General features: G+C 69.9%; 14 protein-coding genes and 1 pseudogene. 7 read left to right on the forward strand and 8 right to left on the reverse strand.

Annotated features, from left to right (window positions below):
- Positions 1-2: 2 nt before the first annotated feature.
- A pseudogene (locus tag OHA21_RS33300) lies at positions 3-846 on the reverse strand (IS5 family transposase).
- A 216-nt stretch (positions 847-1,062) separates the two neighbouring features.
- Between OHA21_RS33300 and OHA21_RS33305 the strand changes: the two are divergent.
- Positions 1,063-1,533: an NUDIX hydrolase gene (locus tag OHA21_RS33305; protein ID WP_328461704.1), complete on the forward strand. Its 471-nt coding sequence runs from the start codon at positions 1,063-1,065 to the stop codon at positions 1,531-1,533.
- A gap of 64 nt (positions 1,534-1,597) precedes the next feature.
- Here OHA21_RS33305 and OHA21_RS33310 read toward each other — a convergent pair whose 3' ends face one another.
- The 3 genes from OHA21_RS33310 to OHA21_RS33320 are packed head-to-tail and all read right to left on the reverse strand — an operon-like array spanning position 1,598 to position 4,770.
- Positions 1,598-2,449, reverse strand: a complete 852-nt coding sequence (locus OHA21_RS33310; RefSeq protein ID WP_328461706.1) for a carbohydrate ABC transporter permease — start codon at positions 2,447-2,449, stop codon at positions 1,598-1,600.
- A complete protein-coding gene (locus OHA21_RS33315; protein WP_328461708.1) occupies positions 2,446-3,426 on the reverse strand; it encodes a carbohydrate ABC transporter permease in 981 nt (326 codons plus the stop codon). The genes OHA21_RS33310 and OHA21_RS33315 overlap by 4 nt, the downstream gene beginning before the upstream one ends.
- Positions 3,427-3,483: 57 nt before the next feature.
- Complete coding sequence (locus OHA21_RS33320) at positions 3,484-4,770, reverse strand: ABC transporter substrate-binding protein (protein ID WP_328461710.1); 1,287 nt, start codon at positions 4,768-4,770, stop codon at positions 3,484-3,486.
- A gap of 285 nt (positions 4,771-5,055) precedes the next feature.
- Here OHA21_RS33320 and OHA21_RS33325 point away from each other — a divergent pair, with 285 nt between their 5' ends.
- Positions 5,056-6,069, forward strand: a complete 1,014-nt coding sequence (locus OHA21_RS33325; RefSeq protein ID WP_328461712.1) for a LacI family DNA-binding transcriptional regulator — start codon at positions 5,056-5,058, stop codon at positions 6,067-6,069.
- Here the strand turns inward: OHA21_RS33325 and OHA21_RS33330 are convergent.
- A complete protein-coding gene (locus OHA21_RS33330; protein WP_328461714.1) occupies positions 6,066-8,693 on the reverse strand; it encodes a putative bifunctional diguanylate cyclase/phosphodiesterase in 2,628 nt (875 codons plus the stop codon). The genes OHA21_RS33325 and OHA21_RS33330 overlap by 4 nt on opposite strands.
- A 204-nt stretch (positions 8,694-8,897) precedes the next feature.
- On the opposite strand from OHA21_RS33330, the gene OHA21_RS33335 reads away from it, so the two are divergent.
- The 3 genes from OHA21_RS33335 (at position 8,898) to OHA21_RS33345 (ending at position 12,137) form a co-directional block, all read left to right on the forward strand.
- The gene (locus OHA21_RS33335; RefSeq protein WP_328461716.1) at positions 8,898-9,284 is read left to right on the forward strand and encodes a PH domain-containing protein; all 387 of its coding nucleotides are present in this window, start codon (positions 8,898-8,900) and stop codon (positions 9,282-9,284) included.
- 66 nt (positions 9,285-9,350) lie between these two features.
- Positions 9,351-10,511, forward strand: a complete 1,161-nt coding sequence (locus tag OHA21_RS33340; RefSeq protein ID WP_328461718.1) for a PQQ-dependent sugar dehydrogenase — start codon at positions 9,351-9,353, stop codon at positions 10,509-10,511.
- A gap of 48 nt (positions 10,512-10,559) precedes the next feature.
- Positions 10,560-12,137, forward strand: a complete 1,578-nt coding sequence (locus OHA21_RS33345; RefSeq protein WP_328461720.1) for a metallophosphoesterase family protein — start codon at positions 10,560-10,562, stop codon at positions 12,135-12,137.
- 12 nt (positions 12,138-12,149) lie between these two features.
- On the opposite strand, the gene OHA21_RS33350 is transcribed toward OHA21_RS33345, so the two are convergent.
- Complete coding sequence (locus OHA21_RS33350) at positions 12,150-12,827, reverse strand: hypothetical protein (RefSeq protein ID WP_328461722.1); 678 nt, start codon at positions 12,825-12,827, stop codon at positions 12,150-12,152.
- A gap of 206 nt (positions 12,828-13,033) precedes the next feature.
- Here OHA21_RS33350 and OHA21_RS33355 point away from each other — a divergent pair, with 206 nt between their 5' ends.
- The gene (locus OHA21_RS33355) at positions 13,034-14,188 is read left to right on the forward strand and encodes a sensor histidine kinase (RefSeq protein ID WP_328461724.1); all 1,155 of its coding nucleotides are present in this window, start codon (positions 13,034-13,036) and stop codon (positions 14,186-14,188) included.
- On the forward strand, positions 14,185-14,847 hold the full coding sequence (locus tag OHA21_RS33360; protein WP_328461729.1) for a response regulator transcription factor: 663 nt from the start codon (positions 14,185-14,187) through the stop codon (positions 14,845-14,847). Before OHA21_RS33355 ends, OHA21_RS33360 begins: the two co-directional genes overlap by 4 nt.
- A gap of 32 nt (positions 14,848-14,879) precedes the next feature.
- Here the strand turns inward: OHA21_RS33360 and OHA21_RS33365 are convergent, their stop codons facing one another.
- Positions 14,880-16,139 carry a pectate lyase gene (locus tag OHA21_RS33365; protein ID WP_328461731.1) on the reverse strand — a complete coding sequence of 420 codons (1,260 nt, stop codon included), beginning with the start codon at positions 16,137-16,139 and terminating at the stop codon, positions 14,880-14,882.
- A gap of 277 nt (positions 16,140-16,416) precedes the next feature.
- Positions 16,417-17,895: an Asp-tRNA(Asn)/Glu-tRNA(Gln) amidotransferase subunit GatB gene (gene gatB / locus OHA21_RS33370; RefSeq protein ID WP_328461733.1), complete on the reverse strand. Its 1,479-nt coding sequence runs from the start codon at positions 17,893-17,895 to the stop codon at positions 16,417-16,419.
- Between the last annotated feature and the right edge of the window lie 6 nt (positions 17,896-17,901).

Here is a 17,901-nt window from a genome sequence, read left to right on the forward strand (position 1 = left end):
GGTCATAGCCACTGCAGCAGTGCGGCGATGGTAACGGTGGCTTGGAATGAGTGGCTGCTCTTGTCGTAGCGGGTGGCCAGAGATCGGCACTGTTTGAGCCGGCTGAAGCAGCGTTCCACGACGTTGCGGTGCCGGTAGATCTGCTTGTTGAAGGTGGGTGGTCGGCCGCCGCGGGGTCCTCAGTTGCGGCGGCGTTTCTGCTGGTCGCTGCGCTCGGGAATGGTGTGGGTGATGCCGCGGCGGCGTAGATAGCGGCGGATGGCGCGGGTGCTGTATCCCTTGTCGGCGATGACGTGCTCGGGTTCGGTGCGGGGTCGGCCGGGCCCGGGCCGGGCGACGCGGATGGCGTCCATGACCTGCTCGAAGCGGGTGCAGTCGTTAACGTTGCCGCCGGTGAGTACGAAGGCCAGGACGCGGCCGGCGCCGTCGCACGCGAGGTGGATCTTGGTCAGTCCGCCACGGGATCGTCCGAGGGCGTGATCCGGTTTATCCGTTTCCGGGTGCCCCCTTTAGCGCCGGCGGCGTGCTGGTGGGCCCGCACGATCGTGGAGTCGGCCGAGACCAGCCAGTCAATGTCGGCGTTCGCGTCGGCCGCGGCCCGAGAGGCGGCGAGCATTCGTGGTGAACGTGCCGCCGAGAGCCCACCTGCGGGAACGTGTGTAGATCGACTTCCAGGAGCCGTACCGGGCGGGCACGTCACGCCAGGGGCGCCGGAGCGGATCTTCCACACGATGCCGTTGAGCACGCGGCGGTCGTCCTCACCGGGGGGCGACCGCCGGTGATCACCGAGGGCAAGTGTGGTGACAACGATTCCCCTTCGGCGTCGGTCAGCTCATAGCGGCGGATCACGCCGTACATCACCCATGGTCATGATCCTTTGAAGACACGACCTAGCACGGCCCGGCCTCTCCGCTCCCTCGCGCGGCGCGCCTCGCGCGGCCCAGCCTCTCAGCTTGCTCACGCCGGCCAGCGCCGCCCACTCCCTCGAGCAGCCGGCCTAGCCCTCGCCTCCCGCGGGCCCTCCACCGCGCCCGCCCGGAGTGCGGCGGTTAAGGTCGCTTTGTGGCTACTCCGGAATTCATTGTCGAGCTGCGGCAGCACATCGGACACGCACCACTACCGCTGCCCAGCGTGACCGCCATCGTTCTCGACGACGCGGGCCGGGTCCTGCTCAACCAGCGCAGCGACGATCACCGCTGGTCGCTGCTCGGCGGCGTCCTCGATCCGGGCGAACAGCCGGCGGCCGGGGCGATCCGGGAGGTCTACGAGGAGACCGCCGTCGAGATCGTGGTCGACCGGATCCTCGCCGTGGAAGCCTCTGAGCTGCGCACGATGCAGAACGGCGACCAGGTCTACTGGCTCGAGGTCTGCCTGGCCTGCCGGGCCGTCGGCGGCGAGGCCCGGGTCAACGACGACGAGTCGATCGACGTGGCCTGGTTCGCACCCGATGCCGTACCGGATCTCGGTCCCCGCCAGAAGCGCTACCTCGAGCTCGCCCTCGACCCCACCGCGACCCCCTACTTCGTGGCGTAATGAATACAGCTGGTCAACAGGGCTGTTCCGGGACGCCGGAAACAGCCCTGTTAACCAGCTTTTGTTATTTGACCGCGCCTTCCATGATGCCGCGCACGATCTGCCGACCGCCGATGATCAGCAGCACGAGCAGCGGCAGAGTGGCCACGAAAGCGCCGGCCAGAACCCTGCGGAAGACCACGAAGCTGCCGCTGGCGAGGTCGGAGAGCGCCACCATCGAGGTGGGGAACTCCGTGCCGCCGAGCGTGATCAGCGGCCACTGGAACTCGTTCCAGGTCGCCACGAAGGTGAGCAGGCCGAGCACCGCGAGCGCCGGGCGGATGGCCGGGAGCACGATGTTCCAGTAGATCCGGAACGTCGACGCGCCGTCGATGCGCGCCGCTTCGATCAGCTCGCCGGGCACCGCGTGGTCGATGAACTGGCGCATGTAGAACACGCCGAACGCGGTGACCATGCTGGGTGCGATGACCGCCAGCAGCGTCCCGTTCCAGCCGATCTCGCCCATCAGGATGTAGAGGGCGACCACACCGAGCTGGTTGGGCACGGTCAGGGTCAGGATGACCACGAACATCAGCTTGTCGCGGCCGGGGAAGCGCAGCTTGGCGAAGGCGAAGCCGGCGAGCGAGCAGAAGAACAGCGTCGTCGCCGTCACCACGGTCGAGACGATGGTGCTGTTGATCAGCGAAGCGGCGAAGTACACGTTGTCCGCGGTGAAGACCTCGCGCAGGTTGACCAGGAACTGGTCGCCCGGCAGGAACACCGGCGGGTACTTGACCATCGCGCCGTCCGGGCTGGTGGCGATGACGAACATCCAGTACAGCGGGAAGATCGACAGTGCCAGCACGGTGGCCAGGCCGAGATAGGTACGCCAGCCGGCGCGCGTGTCCTGCGGTGCACGACCCGTCACGGTGCTCATCGGCCACCTCCGAAGCGCCGGGTCAGCAGGGCGTTGATCGCGGCCACGACCAGGATGATGAGGAACAGCGCCCAGGACATCGCCGCCGCGTAGCCCAGGTTCAGGTCACGCCAGCCGACCTCGTAGATCAACTGGGCCATGGTCTGCCACTGATGGTCCGATCCACCCCGGGCCAGGGCCGGGTTCTCGTCGAAGAGCATCGGCTCGTTGAAGAGCTGGAGACCACCGATGGTGGAGAGCACCACCGTGAAGATCACCACCGGCTGGATCATCGGCACGGTGATCTGCCACAGCTGGCGCTGGGGCCCGGCGCCGTCCACCGCCGCCGCCTCGTAGACGTCGCGCGGAATCGCCTGCATGGCCGAGAGGTAGAGCAGCGCGTTGTAGCCGATCCACTTCCAGTTCACCATCGTGGCGATCGCGATCCACGAGCTCCATTTCTCGGCGCGCCAGTCCAGCGGCTGTTCCTGGCCGAACCCGACGAGCGAGAGGAACCAGTTGGCCATGCCGTAGTCACGCGCGAAGAACATCGAGAAGAGCAGGGTGGACGCCGCGACCGGCGTCACGTACGGGAGCAGCACCGCGACCCGCCACCAGGTGGTTCCGCGCAGCCGGTGGTTGAGGAGGTTCGCGATGGTCAGCGCCAGCAGCAGCTGCGGCACGGTCGACAGGATGAAGATGCCGAACGTGTTGAACAGCGCGTTCCAGAAGTCTTCGTCCGTGAAGAGCTGGGTGTAGTTCGCCAGGCCGGACCAGCCGGTCTTGGTCGGGTCGTCGAGCCGCCAGTAGCGGAAGGACACCACGGCGTTGTAGATGAGCGGGAACAGACCGAAGATCGCGAAAAGCACGAAGAACGGCGCGATCAGAATGTACGGAACAGTCTTGGTGTCGAAGCGGTGCCACCACAGCTTCGACTTGCTGACGCGCTCGGCCGGCTGCGGCGCGGGCGGCGCGGGCCGGATCTGGGTCAGTGACACGGGCACTCCTTGAGCGAAGGCGGGGCGACTCGCGTCGCCCCGCCAGTGCGATCCAGATCAGGAATTCGCGACCTTCTCGGCTTCCTTGACCGCCTCGGCCCACGCCGCGTCGGACTTGAGCTTGCCCTGCTGAACGCGGGTGATGACCGCCTCGACAGCCTCACGGGTCTTGCCGTTCTTCTTGCCGAGGTACTGCGGCTGCAGGCTCTCCGCGGTCTTGGCGAAGATCTGGCCGGTCGGCGCGTTGCTCATGAACTCGTGCTTGAAGTCCAGAACGGCGGGGTCCTTGTAGAGCGCCGGCTGCGAGGGCAGGTTGCCGACCGTCTTGAAGACCTCGATCTGCTGCTCCGGCTGCACCATCCACTCGGTGAACTTCACGGCCTCGTCGATGTTCTTGCCCTGGGCCGGAACGGTGAACCAGGAACCGCCCCAGTTGCCGCCGCCGCCCGGGATAGCGGCGATGTCCCACTTGCCCTTCTGCTTGGGCGCGGTCTGCTGGATGTGGCCGAGCATCCACGCGGGGCAGGCGAGCACGGCGAACTTGTCACCGGTGAAGCCCTGGTCCCAGCCCGGCTGGAAGCTGTTCAGGTTGGCGGAGATGCCGGCGTCGAGCGCCTTCATGCTCATCTCGAAGGCGGCCTTGGGGCCACCCTCCATCTGCAGCGCTTCCTGCTCGTTGTAGAAGCCGACCGGCTGCTGGGCGAGCACCGGGTTGAACATGTTGGTGCCCGAGTCGACGAACTTCTTGCCGGTGGACTTCACGTAGTTCTGGCCGGTCTGGATGAACGCGTCCCACGTCGGCCAGAGCTCGGAGACCTTGTCACGCTCGGTCGGCAGGCCGGCCGCCTTGAACAGGTCGGTGCGGTAGCACATGGCCAGGCCGCCGACGTCGGTGCCGAGACCGATCAGCTTGCCGTCGGCCGACTGTCCGCCCTTCCACTTCCAGGGCAGGTAGTTGGACTCGAGCTTGCCGGATCCCTTGTCGAGCAGGTTGACGAACTTGTCGGCCTGCGCCCGCATCTGGACCATGAAGCCCTCGTCGACGGCGACCACGTCGGCCGCGCCGCTGCCCGCGACCAGCTTCTTCTGCAGGTCCTCGTGGTGAGCGTTGTACTCGGTCTTGTTGAAGACGATCTTGACGTTCGGGTTGGCCTTCTCGTACTTGGCCTTGAGCTGCTCCTGGCCCATGTCGCCGAAGATGTTGAACTTCAGCGTGACCTGCTCGCCGCTGGCGCTGTCACTGCTGTCGCCCTCCAGGGCCTGGCCACTGCAGCCGGTGATCAACAGCGTCGCTGCGACACCAGCGACGGCCGCGCGCAGGGCACGACGTCCGAAACGCTCCATAGTTTCCTCCAGTGCGGAGAGGTAAGTCACTGAACCGGGTAAGTTGCGCCGACGCTATGTGGGGCTTCGGCGGCTGTCAATAGCCGGTTACAGTCGTGATTTTTTCGCGACCGCAGGTGTGGATAAGCGGCATTTAACGGACATGGGCGCGCTCCCATGCTTTACAGCCATCGATGTGTGCCGTAACACTTAACCGCTCAAGCGCCTTCCGAGCGCCAAGGGAGCCCGCCAACGGCCGTTCAGTGCCGGTTAAGCTCGGCAGCATCGGGGTACGGAGGAGACTGAGTGAAACGGCCCACGATCGCCGACATCGCACGGCGAGCGGGTGTGTCCAAGGGCGCCGTGTCGTATGCGCTGAACGGCCAGCCCGGCGTCTCCGAGGCGACCCGCAAACGCATCCTGGCGATCGCTCAGGAGATCGGCTTCAACGCCAACAGCGCGGCCCGCGCGCTCTCCGGCGCCCGTGCCCGGGCCGTCGGCCTGACCCTGTGCCGGCCCGCCCGGATTCTCGGCATCGAGCCCTGGTTCATGGGCCTGATCAGTGGTTTCGAAGCCGAGCTCGGCGCGCATTCGTACGCGCTGACGCTGCAGGTGGTGGCCACTCCCGAGCAGGAGATCGAGGTCTACCGCCGCTGGTGGGGCGAGCGCCGGATCGACGGCGTGATCGTCACCGACATCCGCGAGGGCGACGTCCGCATCCCGGTGCTGCAGCAGCTCCAGCTCCCGGCCGTGGTGATCGGCGGCCCGGGCGACACCGGCACGATCGCCCAGATCTGGTCCGACGACGCCGGTGCGATCACCGAGGCGGTCCGCTACCTGGTCGCCCTCGGTCACCACCGGATCGCCCGGGTCAGCGGTGTGCCCGACCTGCTGCACACCCAGGTCCGGACCAAGGCGTTCAACGAGGTCTGCGCCTCGCTCGGGCTGGACAACGTGGTCACGCTACCCGCCGACTACACCGGCGAGGAGGGCAGCCGGGCCACCCGCCGGCTGCTGATCGGCGGCGACCGGCCGACCGCGATCATCTACGACAACGACGTGATGGCGGTCGCCGGCTTGGCCGTGGCACAGGAGATGGGCCTCGCCGTTCCGGGCGATCTGTCCATCGTGGCCTGGGACGACTCACCACTGTGCAGCCTGGTGCACCCGCCGCTCACCGCGCTGAGCCGGGACATCTCGGCGTACGGTGCGCAGGCGGCCCGGGAGCTGCTGAACGCGATCGACGGCAAGAAGGTCGGCAACGTCGAAGCCGGCCGGGTGCACCTCACCCCGCGGGGCAGCACCGCCCCGCCGCGCTAGGACCGGTGACTCTCCAGGTAGGCCTCCATCCGCTCGGCCGGCGCCGGGTACCCCAGGGCGTGCCCCTGGCCGTACCGGCAGCCCGCGGCGGTGGCCCGCTCGATCTGCACGTCCGTCTCCAGTCCTTTGGCGACGATCTCCAGACCCAGCCGGCGACCGAGACTGACCACCACGTCGAGCACCGCCGGACCACCGCCGACCACCGCCTCGGCCGGGTTGCTCAGCAGTGACGCGCTCAGCTTGAGCATGTCCACCGGGAGCCGCCGCAGGTGCGACAGCGAGGTCTGCCCCGATCCGAAGTCGTCCAGCGCGGCCCGGACGCCGAGTTTGCGCAGGCCGCTGAGGGCGGCCACGATGGCCGGCACGTCCTCGGCGATCCAGGTCTCGGCCACCTCGACGATCAGGCGTTCCGGGGCCAGGCCGTACCGCTTCAGGGTCTCGGCGACGTGCTCCGGGAAGCGTGCGGTAAGCAGCTCGCGGGGGCCCACGTTGACCGACAGCCAGAAGTTGTCGTCCGGGAACGACCAGGTCGTCAGGTGCCGGCAGGCCTCGTCGAGAACCCACTCGTCCAGCTGCGCGGTGATACCCAGGGACGCGGCGATCGGCAGCAGCTCCTCCGGCAGGATGGTGCCGAGCTCCGGGTGACGCCAGCGCAGCAGCGCCTCCACCCCGGCCGGGCGGTTGTCGCGCAGGCCGGCCACCGGCTGGAAGACCAGGTCCAGCTCGCCACGGCCGGCCGCACCGAGCAGCTGCCGTTCCAGCTCCATCCGGCGGTGCAACTGGATCTCGACGTCCGGGTCGTACCACTCGACGCGATCCAGGCCGAGTTGCCGGGCGCGCTGCCGGGCCAGGTCGGCGTGCCGCAGCACCTCCTCGGAGTCGGCGCCGCCGGACAGCTCGGCCAGGCCCACACTGGTGTGCAGCTCGACCGTGGCACCGGGCAGCGGGTACGGCTCGCGCAGGGTGGTCACAATGCGGGTGGCCAGGGCGTACGCCGGCACCGCCGACTCCACGGTGAGCACCGCGAACTCGTCACCCCCCAGCCGGGCCGGCACGTCCTCGGCGCCGAGCAGGCCGCGGATCCGGCGGCCCACCTCGACCAGCACGGCGTCGCCGATCTCCCGGCCGCGGGAGTCGTTGATCTCGGCCAGCCCGTGCAGGTCGATCACCAGCAGGGTGCCGCGCTGCCCTGCCCGGCGCCGGCGTTCCAGCAGGTCGCGCATGAGCGCCGGCCGGTTCGCCAGCCCGGTCAGCTGGTCCAGGTGGGAGAGGCGGTGCAGGGTGCGTTCCAGATGTACGCGTTCCCCGACGTCCCGGACGTGCACCACGAGCGCCGCCACCTCGGGCACCGACCGCTGGTCGGAGATCGTCGACTCGGTGTCCCGCCACATCCGGGCGCCGTCCCGCAACCGGGCGCTGACCAGCACCGGCGGCCCGCCCTCGTGCTCGCCGGCGAGCACCGACTCGATCACCGCCTGAGCGTCGTCGGCGTCGTCCGGGTGGATCAGCTCGCGGAACTCGCGCCCGAGCACCGCGTCGTCGCGGAGCCCGAAGAGGCGGGCCGCCGCCGGTGACTGCCAACGGATGGTGAGGTGCTCATCGAGCACCAGGGTGAGGTCGGTGGCACCGGCCACCAATGAGCGGAAGTGGGCCTCGGCGACCCGGAGCCGGCCGGCGTAGCGGCGGATGTCGCGGACCACGAGCAGCTCCCGTATGGCCAGGACGCTGACCATCACGAGACCGAAAATGATCGCTTGGGTGCTGAAGGCGCGGACGGCGATCAGGTGCCAGATCGCGGCCACCACGCCGACCGCGGCCGGCACCGCCAGCAACGGGTAGCTCGCCAGGTACTGATCGGGGTGACGCGGCTGCAGCGGGGGCACCGGCAGGTCCCGCGGTGAGCCGCCGAACGCCGACGCGGTCAGCCCGGCCACCATCGGCAGACCGGCCAGCGGCAGAGCCGGACCGGTCACCCCGAACGCGACCAGCTCGGTGAGCCCGCAGAGCGAGAGCAGCGTCAGAGTCTCCCCCGCACCGCACCAGAGCGCCGGCTTCGGGCGCGGGTGCGCCCGCAGCACGATCACCGTGACGATCGCGACCCCGCCGGCGGCGATCAGCATCGCCGGCACCGCGGCCGGCCCGGCCGCCGCCCCCGGTACGAGGTACGCCGCGAAGCCGAGACTCACCCCCAGCCCGACCCCGTCGAAGGTGCGCCGCAGCCGGACCTGCCAGTTGCGAGCCGCGCCGGGCAGCAATGACGTGCCCACCACGAAGCAGATCGCCACCACTGCCAGCCCCGCGGTCAGCCAGCCGACCAGCCCCGGCGGCGCCACCCAGGGCAGCACCGCGGTGATCGCCGTGGCGAGCGCGCCGAGCCCGACGAAACCGGCGCCCCGGCAGGCCGCGAACGTGCCCTCGGCGTGGTGGATGTCGAGTGCGGTCCGGATCAGGACGGCGGCCGCGCTGAGACCGCCGGCGCCGACCGCCAGGGCGAGCGCCGCCGGACCGGGCAGCAGACCGGCCGCGCCGGCGAGGAGAACCAGCGCGGAGACGATGGGGACAGCGATCAGGACCGCCCGGCCGGTACTCCGGGGCGGGGCCGGCGCAGGGGTCGGCACAGCCACGATGTGTCCTCTGCGTTCTCCCCCGGGGGTAACGGGTCCCCCGTGGGTCGGGGTGGGAACTGCATCCGGTCAACGAATGTCCCCGGATCGGGTTACGGCCTTTCCGGTAATCCGATCGTCTGCCATCCAGCGATGATGGTCAAATCCTGCACGCCCGCCGGGTCCCCGGACGGTTCCGGCCGCCGTGAGTGGGAGAATGGGGTCGTGAGCACTCGTCCCGTCCTCCGCGTCCGCAAGTCCGGCGCCGTCCTGGTCGCGGCGCTCATCGCGCTGGTCAGCGCGGTGCCGCTGGCCGGTGCGGCCTGGGTGCTGACGCCGATCCTGTTGATCCCGCTCGCCGTGCTGCTCTGGGCCTGGCGGGCCGGCACCGATGTGTACGCCGACGAGCTGCGCGTGCGCGCCCTGTTCGGCGGCAGCCGGGTGCCCTGGAGCCGGATCACCGAGCTCGCCCCGGATCAGCGCGGCCGGGTCTCCGCCCTGCTGGACAACGGCAACGTCATCCGGCTGACCGGCGTCAACCGGGACAACCTTCCGCTGGTGCTGGCCGCGAGCGGGCATCCGATCGCAGGTTCGGCCGGCGCCGGGCGCTGACCGGCCCGGCTCTCTCAGGCTCCACGGCTACCCTGGTCGGCAGAGCCTGAGAGGGGTGGTTTGGTCGTGCTATTCCGCCGGGGCCGTGCCGCGGTCGCGAGCGTCGGTGCCGTGCTGGTGCTGACCGCCGGGTGCAGCTTCGGGCCGCCCGGGCCGGATCAGGCCGGTTCCCCGCCGAACCTGCCCCGTCCGTCGGTCGCGCCGACCGCCGGTGACGACGGCGAGGAGCGGGAGGTCGCGGTCACCGTCCTGGCCAAGGCGCTCGAGGTGCCCTGGGGCATCGCCTTCCTGCCGGACGGTTCCGCCGTGGTCACCGAGCGGGACACCGCCCGCATCCTGAAGGTCGGTCCGGAGTCGGACGCCGACGGCCTCAAGGTCAGCGAGCTGCAGCGACTCGACGAGGTGCAGTCCTCCGGCGACGGCGGGCTGCTCGGCATCGCCGTCTCCCCCAGATACGCGACCGACAAGACCCTGTACGTCTACTACTCCACCGATCGGGACAACCGGGTCGGCAAGCTGGTGATCGGCGGCAGGCTCCAGCCGATCCTCACCGGCATCCCACGCTCGGTGGACAACAACGGCGGCGCGCTCGCCTTCGGGCCGGACGGCCAGCTCTACGTCGGCACCGGCGACGGCACGCCGAGCGGCAACCAGGCGGGGAACCCGAAGAGTCTCGGCGGCAAGATCCTGCGGATCAGCACGTCCGGCAAGCCGGCCGCCGGCAACCCGGTGAAGAGCTCGGCGGTCTGGTCCTCCGGCCACCGCAACGTCCAGGGACTGTCCTGGGACAAGAGCAAGCGGATGTACGCGACCGAAAGTGGTCAGCCCCGGTTCGGTGAGCTGAACGTGATCACCAAGGGCGGCAACTACGGCTGGCCGAAGGCCGACGGCGGTGGTGGCGACCCGAAGCTGAAGGACCCACTGGCCTCCTGGCCGTCTCCGGACTCGTCCTGCGGCGGGGTGGCCGCGCTGGAAAGCCTGGTGGCCACCGCGTGTCTGCTCGGCAAGCGCGTCTACCTGCTGAACGTGACCGGCAACGGCACGGTGCTCGGCAACCCGCAGGAGCTGCTCAAGGACGAGTTCGGCCGGCTGCGGGCCCTGGTCGCGGCGCCGGACGGCTCGTTCTGGGTCAGCACCTCCAACCAGGAGGAGGCCGGTGAGCCGAATCCCGACGACGACCGCATCATCCGCCTGGTCTTCTCCGACGGCGGCGCCGGCCGGAGTTGACGGCCATGACTGTTTCGATCAGCGCGGGGCCGGGCAGGTGAGGCCCCGATGAAGCCTCGCGAACTCCTGCACCGGGCCGGCCGGGTGGCCCGGCACCGCTGGACCAGGCGGGTCGGGGTCGCCGTGTCCGTCGGCCTGGTCAGCGTGCTCGGCTCGATGATCGGCGTGATGCTGTTCGCGCAGTCCGGGCTCAACGTAGGCCCGTTCTCGGCCGAGATGTCCATCACGCCGTCGATCCACGGCGGCACCTCGGTGGACATCCCGCCGCTCGGCTCGCTGCATCTCGACAGTCACCGCGGTCCACTGCACCTCGAGGTGGCCCTCGGTTCACTGGATCAGAGCCGCACCGAGGCGCTCATCGACAACCCGGCGGCGATCAGCTCGGCGGGTGACCGGGCGGTCGACGAGGTGGTCGCCGGAGTGTCCCGCCTCGGTCTGCGTACGCTCGGGCTGGCCGTGCTCAGCGCGCTCATCCTGGCCGCGCTGATCTTCCGGGACGTCCGCCGCACCGCGGCGGCCGGCGTGACCGCGCTGGTGGTCACCGGCGGCAGCCTGGGCCTGGCGGCGGCCACGCTGCGGCCCGACGCGATCAGCGAGCCGCGGTACGAAGGATTGCTGATCAACGCACCCGCGGTGGTCGGCGACGCCCGCCGGATCGCGGACAACTACGGACGGTACGCGGAGCAGCTGCAGGCCATCGTCGGCAACGTCAGCCGGGTCTACTCGACGATCTCGACGTTGCCGGTCTACGAGCCGGCCGGTAACACCACCCGCCTGCTGCACGTCTCCGACCTGCACCTGAACCCGGCCTCGTGGGGCCTGATCCGGACCGTCGTGGAGACCTTCGAGATCGACGCGGTGATCGACACCGGCGACATCGTGGACTGGGGCAGCAGCGCCGAGACCGGGTACGTCGCCTCCATCCCGTCGATCCAGGTGCCGTACATCTGGGTGCGGGGCAACCACGACTCCGCCTCCATCCAGGCCGCGGTGCGCGCGCAGAGCAACGCGGTCGTCCTGGACAACGCCCTGACCACGGTGGACGGGCTGACCATCGCCGGTATCGGCGACCCGCAGTTCACCCCGGACAAGAGCGAGACGAACGAGGCCGGCGACGACGCCGCACCGGAGCTGCTGACCGCGGCCGGCGAGCGGCTGGCGACCACGATCCGGGACTCCGGCAAGAAGGTGGACATCGCACTGGTCCACGACCCGGCCATGGCGCAACCGCTCTCCGGTGTGGTGCCGCTGGTCCTCGCCGGGCACCGGCACCAGCGCGAGGTGAGCCGGCTGCCCGCCCCGGAGGCTCCGGAGCCGTCGGCCGGCCCCTCCGCGGCGCCGTCGGCCGCCGCCGTCGCCCAGCCGCTGATGACCACCCGGCTCATGATCGAGGGGTCGACGGGCGGGGCCGGGCTGCGCGGGCTCGAGGAGGAGGAGCCGACGCCGTTGAGCCTGTCGGTTCTCTACTTCGACGAGAAGAACGAGCTCAAGGCCTACGACGACATCCAGCTGGGCGGCACCGGCCAGTCGAACGTGGAGATGCAGCGCAACGTGGTCGGCCTCGACGAGGAGGAGCCGGTGCCCACGCCGGAGTCGTCCGTACCGGTCAGCCAGCCCAGCCGTTAGGCCTCCAAGCCGTCAGGCCGGGCGGCGCAGAGCCCGGACGCCGGCCACCACGAGCGGGGCGAAGGCGGCGCCGACCACCGCGGAGATCAGCACCGGCATGCTCAGCGGCAGCGCGAACGCGCCGAGCAGGCAGATCGCCGGAACCGGGACGGCCCACCAGCCGATCACGCCGGCGCGGGCCAGCCCGACCTGGACGACGACCACGCCGAGCAGGGACAGCATCTCGGTGAAGTTCCAGACCTGCAGCAGGCCGTGGCCCAGCGCGCCCTCGGCCAGGGCGACCGCCTGCTCGATCGGCAGGTTGCGCCCCAGCTCCATGATCCACCAGTCACTGAGCAGGTTGCCGGAGATGTTGAGGAAGCCGAGCGCCATCATCAGCGAGCCGACGATGGTGACGACGGCGCCTCGACGGCCGCGCACCAGCAGCGGGAGCAGCAGCGCGCCGACGCCGATGAAGATGTTGCCGTAGTGCAGCAGCAGCGCCGACACCTGCGTCAGCAGCGGGTCCCGGGCGAGCGATTCGACGTACCCGGCCTGGGTTTCGGAATCCTGCACCGGCGCCGTGACACTGCCGGCGAAGAAGAGCAGCGGGCCGGCGATCAGGGACGCCGCCCCGGTCCGCCACAGCACCCTGGCGGCCGGGTTCTCGCGGGTCGTCACAGCGTCGGCGGTGGTTGCGGTCACAGTCATGATCAGTTCTCCTCGGTTCTCGTTTGACCAGGGAAAACTTAGGTCTTCGACGGTGCTCGTCGATGCCTCCTGGAAGCTTGATCGCCACCCGTCACGCGGTTGGCGGCGCCGGACCGCTCGTCCACCGCGCGGTGGACCGCAGAGCGCCCGGTTGTCCACCAGCAGGCGGATCCGCCCCGCTGCCCACGCTGGCTACCGTGATCCACATGCCGTCCTTCCGCGTACCCGCGCCCTGGCGCACGCTGCCCATCGCCGCAGCGGTGCTGCTCACCGCGCTGGGCGTGGCGGAGGTGACGCTGGACCCGTCGTACCGGGCCGCGCCGCTCGCCCCGGTCGTCAGCGTCGCGATGACATCGGCCGGTGCGGTGCTGGCGGCCTGGTCGCCACTCGGCGGAGCGCTGCTGATGTCCGCGACGTTCCCGGCGGTGGTCGCGCTGGGCGTCCCCGGGCCGCCCGGCACGACGGTGGTCGCGCTGCTGCTGGCGTACGGGTGGCTCGGCTACCGCCAGACCGGCCGGCACCGCTGGGTGGGACCGCTGGCCGGGCACCTGATGGCGGTCGTCGCGGTCGTCGCCGGCGGCCAGTCGGCGTGGGAGTCGATGTTCTTCGGCACCCTGTACTGGGTGTCGTGGTGGGTCGGCCGGGTCGTCCGCCGGGAACGGACCCGCGGCGACGAACTGGCCCGCCTGGCCGCCGCCCTGGACGCCGAACGCGAGGCCCGCGACCGCGCCGTCGTGATGGCCGAACGGCAGCGCATCGCCCGCGAGATCCACGACGCGGTGGCCCACTCGGTGAGCGTGATGGTGCTGCAGATCGGGGTCCTGCGCACCCGGATGGACGACCGGCCGATGGAGAGCGAGGTGCTGCTCGGCGTGGAACGCCTCGGCCGGCAGTCGGTCCAGGAGCTGCGCGGCCTGGTCGGCATCCTGCGGGACGAGGCCGAAGCGGCGGGGCGCGCTCCGCAGCCGTCGCTGCGGCACATCGACGAGCTGATCGATGACGTACGCGCAGCCGGTCTCCCGGTCGAGCTGGAACTGACCGGCGACTTCGACCTGCCGCGGACGCTGGACGTGTCGGCGTACCGGATCGCCCAGGAGGCCCTGTCGAACGTGCTGCGGCACGCCGGCCCGGTGCCCACCCGGGTCCGGGTGTGCCAGGAGGCCGACACGCTCACCGTCGAGGTGACCAACGACCCGTCCACCAGGGCGCCCGCCGAACCCGCCGAGAATCGGGTCGGCGGTCACGGGCTGATCGGGATGCGAGAACGGGTGGTGCTCTTCGGCGGTACCCTGCGTGCCGGTCCAGGCCCGACCGGCGGCTACGCGGTCTGCGCCAATTTTCCGATCAGGAGAACCCGATGACGATCCGCGTGGTCCTCGCCGACGACGAGGGCATGATCCGGGCCGGGCTGCGGATGCTGCTCGACCACCAGCCGGACATCGAGGTCGTCGGTGAGGCGTCGGACGGGGCCGAAGCGGTCTCGGTCGTGCTGCGCACCGAGCCGGACGTGCTGCTGATCGACATCCGGATGCCCCGGGTCGACGGGATCGAGGCGACCCGGCGGATCGTCGCGGAACTGCCCGCCACCCGGGTCATCGTGCTCACCACGTTCGACGAGGACGCGTACGTCACCGGCGCGCTGCGTGCCGGGGCCAGCGGATTCCTGCTCAAGGTGTCGCCGCCGGAACAGCTGCTCGACGCGGTGCGTACCGTCGCCGACGGCCGTGGCCTGCTCGACCCGGCGGTCACCCTGCGGGTCATCCAGTCGCTGGCCGAGGCGCCGCAGCACGATCCGGCGCACGCGTCCCGGCTCGGCGGCCTCACCGACCGGGAGACCGACGTGCTGCGTCTGGTGGCCCGAGGGCTGTCCAACTCCGAGATCGCGGCGGAGCTCTTTCTGGGCGAGGCGACGGTCAAGACGTACCTGTCCCGGATGTTGATGAAGCTCGGCCTGCGGGACCGGGTGCAGGCGGTCGCCTTCGCGTACGAGAGCGGGCTGGTCCGGCCGGGAGCCTCCTGACCCGGCCGGACCAGCTCTGTTCCCCTGTTCCCTCAGGAGTAGGTGATGTCGGACGTGGAGTACCGGCAGTAGGTGCCGTCCGGCCCGGATCCGGTCTTGGTCGGCTCGTTGCCGCTGCTGTTGCCGGTGAACCGATCACAGATCGAGATCTTCTTCGAGCTGTCGCCGACGATGGTGATGCCGCTGAAGGTCGCGGTGTCGCCGTAGTTGGTGTTGATCCCGGCGATCGAGGTGCCGGGCGCGGTGGCCCGGATGTTCTGGATGACGACCGTGCGCTTGTATTGCGTGGAGCAGTTGCCGCACGAGCGGTAGAGCTTGCCGAAGTTGCTGACCTGGAAGTTCTTGATGGTCAGCGTGCCGCCGCCGTTGTGCTGGAACACCTTGTCGGAGGCCGACCGGGCGCCGCCGCCGTCGACGGTGGCCACCGTGGAGCTGCCGCCGCGGAAGGTCGCGGCGTCCTCGCCCACGTCCAGCCACCACACGTTGCGCAGGGTGCAGTTGCCGTCGCAGTGCACGCCGTCGCCGGCCGGGGCGCCGATGATCACGTTCGACAGGGTGGCGCCGTTGGCCAGCTTGAACATCGGGTCCTGGCTCTCGCTCTGCCCGCCGTCACCGATGCCGTAGTAGCGCTTGTTGCCGCCGTCCAGGCCGCTCGACGGCACGCTGATCGTGGCGTTGACCTTCACGCTGCCGGTCTCGCTCGGCCACGGCGTGGTGGGCCCGGTGCCGCCGCCACCGCCACCGCTGCCCATCTTGATGAGCTGCCACTGCTGGTTGGCGAAGTTCTGGTCGGCGTACTGCACCACGTTGCCACCGTCGGCGGTCGACCACTCGAAGACCTCGAGGGCCTTGCCGCTGTTCCGGTTGATCAGCTGGATGTTGCTGCCGATGTCCTGGATCTTCCACTGCTGGCTGGTCGCGTTCTTGTCACCGTTGGACTGGATGACCTGCGCGCCGTCGGCGGTCGAGGCGCCCTGCACGTTGAGGACCTTGCCGCTGTGCTTGGCCTGCAGCCGGTAGTTGCCGCTGCCCATGTCGAGGAACTTGAACTGCTGCCAGTCGCCGTTGTTCTGCGTCCACTGGTTGATGACCGCGCCGTCGGCGGTGGAGAGGTTCCAGACGTCCAGCACCTTGCCGCTGTGCTGATTCTTCAGCACGTAATAGGCGTTGAGATCGATGCTCGCGGCGCTCGCCTGCTGGGCCGTGACGAGGCCGGCCGCGCCGAGCCCCACCGTGGCCAGCACCGTGACGGCCGCAGCCGCCCAGCGCCGTCGTCTTCTGATCTCACTCATGGTTCTCTCCGTCCGAGGGCATGGGGGAACGGCCGGGCGGCGTACTGTGGGGATGCGCCCGGCCCCTCGCTTTACAGATGTCCATCGATGTTGTCGCTCACAAACGGCCTCGTCAAGGGACAGGTCATTTGTTTTTTGTTGCAGCTATTTGCTGCAACTGCCTCGCTGTTAGCGCAACCACCGCCCACCGCCCGGAACCGGCGGGACCAGGCCGGGAACGGCAACCGCCCGGCCCCCGCAAGAGAGGGCCGGGCGGTTAGGCGTACCGATGAAAGGGTTAAACGCCGAGACGCTCCAGGATGAGTTCGCGGACGGTCTTGGCATCCGCCTGGCCGCGCGTGGTCTTCATGACCGCGCCCACCAGGGCGCCGGCGGCGGCCACCTTGCCGTCACGGATCTTGGCGGCGATGTCCGGGTTGGCGGCGATGGCCTCGTCGACCGCGGCGGTGAGCGCGCCGGTGTCGTTGACCACCTCGAGACCGCGCGCGGTCATCACCGCTGCGGGCTCACCCTCGCCGGCCACCACGCCCTCCAGGACCTGGCGGGCCAGCTTGTCGTTGAGCTTGCCGTCGTCGACCAGCTTCTGCAGCGCCGCCACCTGGGCCGGCGTGGCGCCGACCTCGGCGAGCTCGATGCCCTGCTCGTTGGCGCGGCGGGCCAGCTCGCCCAGCCACCACTTGCGGGCGCCGGCGGGCGACGCGCCTGCAGCGATCGTCTCCTCGATCAGCTCGACCGCGCCGGCGTTCGTGGCCGACTGCATGTCGAGCTCGCTCATCCCCCACTCCTCGCGGAGACGGGCCCGCTTCGCGCTGGGCTTCTCCGGAAGCGCGGCCTTCAGCTCCGCGACCCACGCCGGGTCCGGCGCGATCGGGACCAGGTCGGGCTCGGGGAAGTAGCGGTAGTCGGTCGCGGTCTCCTTGGAGCGGCCGGGACGGGTGTCGCCGGTGGTCTCCTGGAAGTGCCGCGTCTCCTGGAAGATCTTGCCGCCCTCGTCGAGGATGCCCGACTGGCGGATGATCTCGGAGCGGACCGCGCGCTCGACCGAGCGGAGCGAGTTGACGTTCTTCGTCTCGGTCCGCGTGCCCCACTCCTCACCCGGCCGGTTCAGCGAGGTGTTCACGTCGCAGCGCATCGAGCCCTGCTCCATGCGCACGTCGGAGACGTCCAGCGAGCGGATGATGTCGCGCAGCTCGGCGACGTAGGCCTTGGCGATCTCGGGAGCGAGCGCGCCGAGGCCGGGCACCGGCTTGGTGACGATCTCGACGAGCGGGATGCCGGCCCGGTTGTAGTCGACCAGCGACTCGGTGGCGCCGTGGATGCGGCCGGTCGCGCCGCCGACGTGCAGCGTCTTGCCGGTGTCCTCCTCGAGGTGCACCCGCTCGATGCCGATCCGGTACTCCTTGCCGTCCACGGTCACGTCGACGTAGCCGTCGGTGCAGAGCGGCTCGTCGTACTGCGAGGTCTGGAAGTTCTTCGGCATGTCCGGGTAGAAGTAGTTCTTCCGGGCCATCCGGCACCACTCGGCGATGTCGCAGTTCAGCGCGAGGCCGATCCGGATGGTCGCCTCGATGCCGGCGCGGTTGGCCACCGGCAGCGCGCCCGGCAGGGCCAGGCAGACCGGGCAGACCTGGGTGTTCGGCTCGGCGCCGAAGTCGGTCTTGCAGCCGCAGAACATCTTCGTCCTCGTGCCCAGCTCGACGTGCGTCTCCAGGCCGATCACCGGCTCGTACCGGGTGAGGATCTCTTCGTAGGTCATCGGTTC

It is taken from the genome of Actinoplanes sp. NBC_00393 (assembly GCF_036053395.1).
Lineage (GTDB): Bacteria > Actinomycetota > Actinomycetes > Mycobacteriales > Micromonosporaceae > Actinoplanes.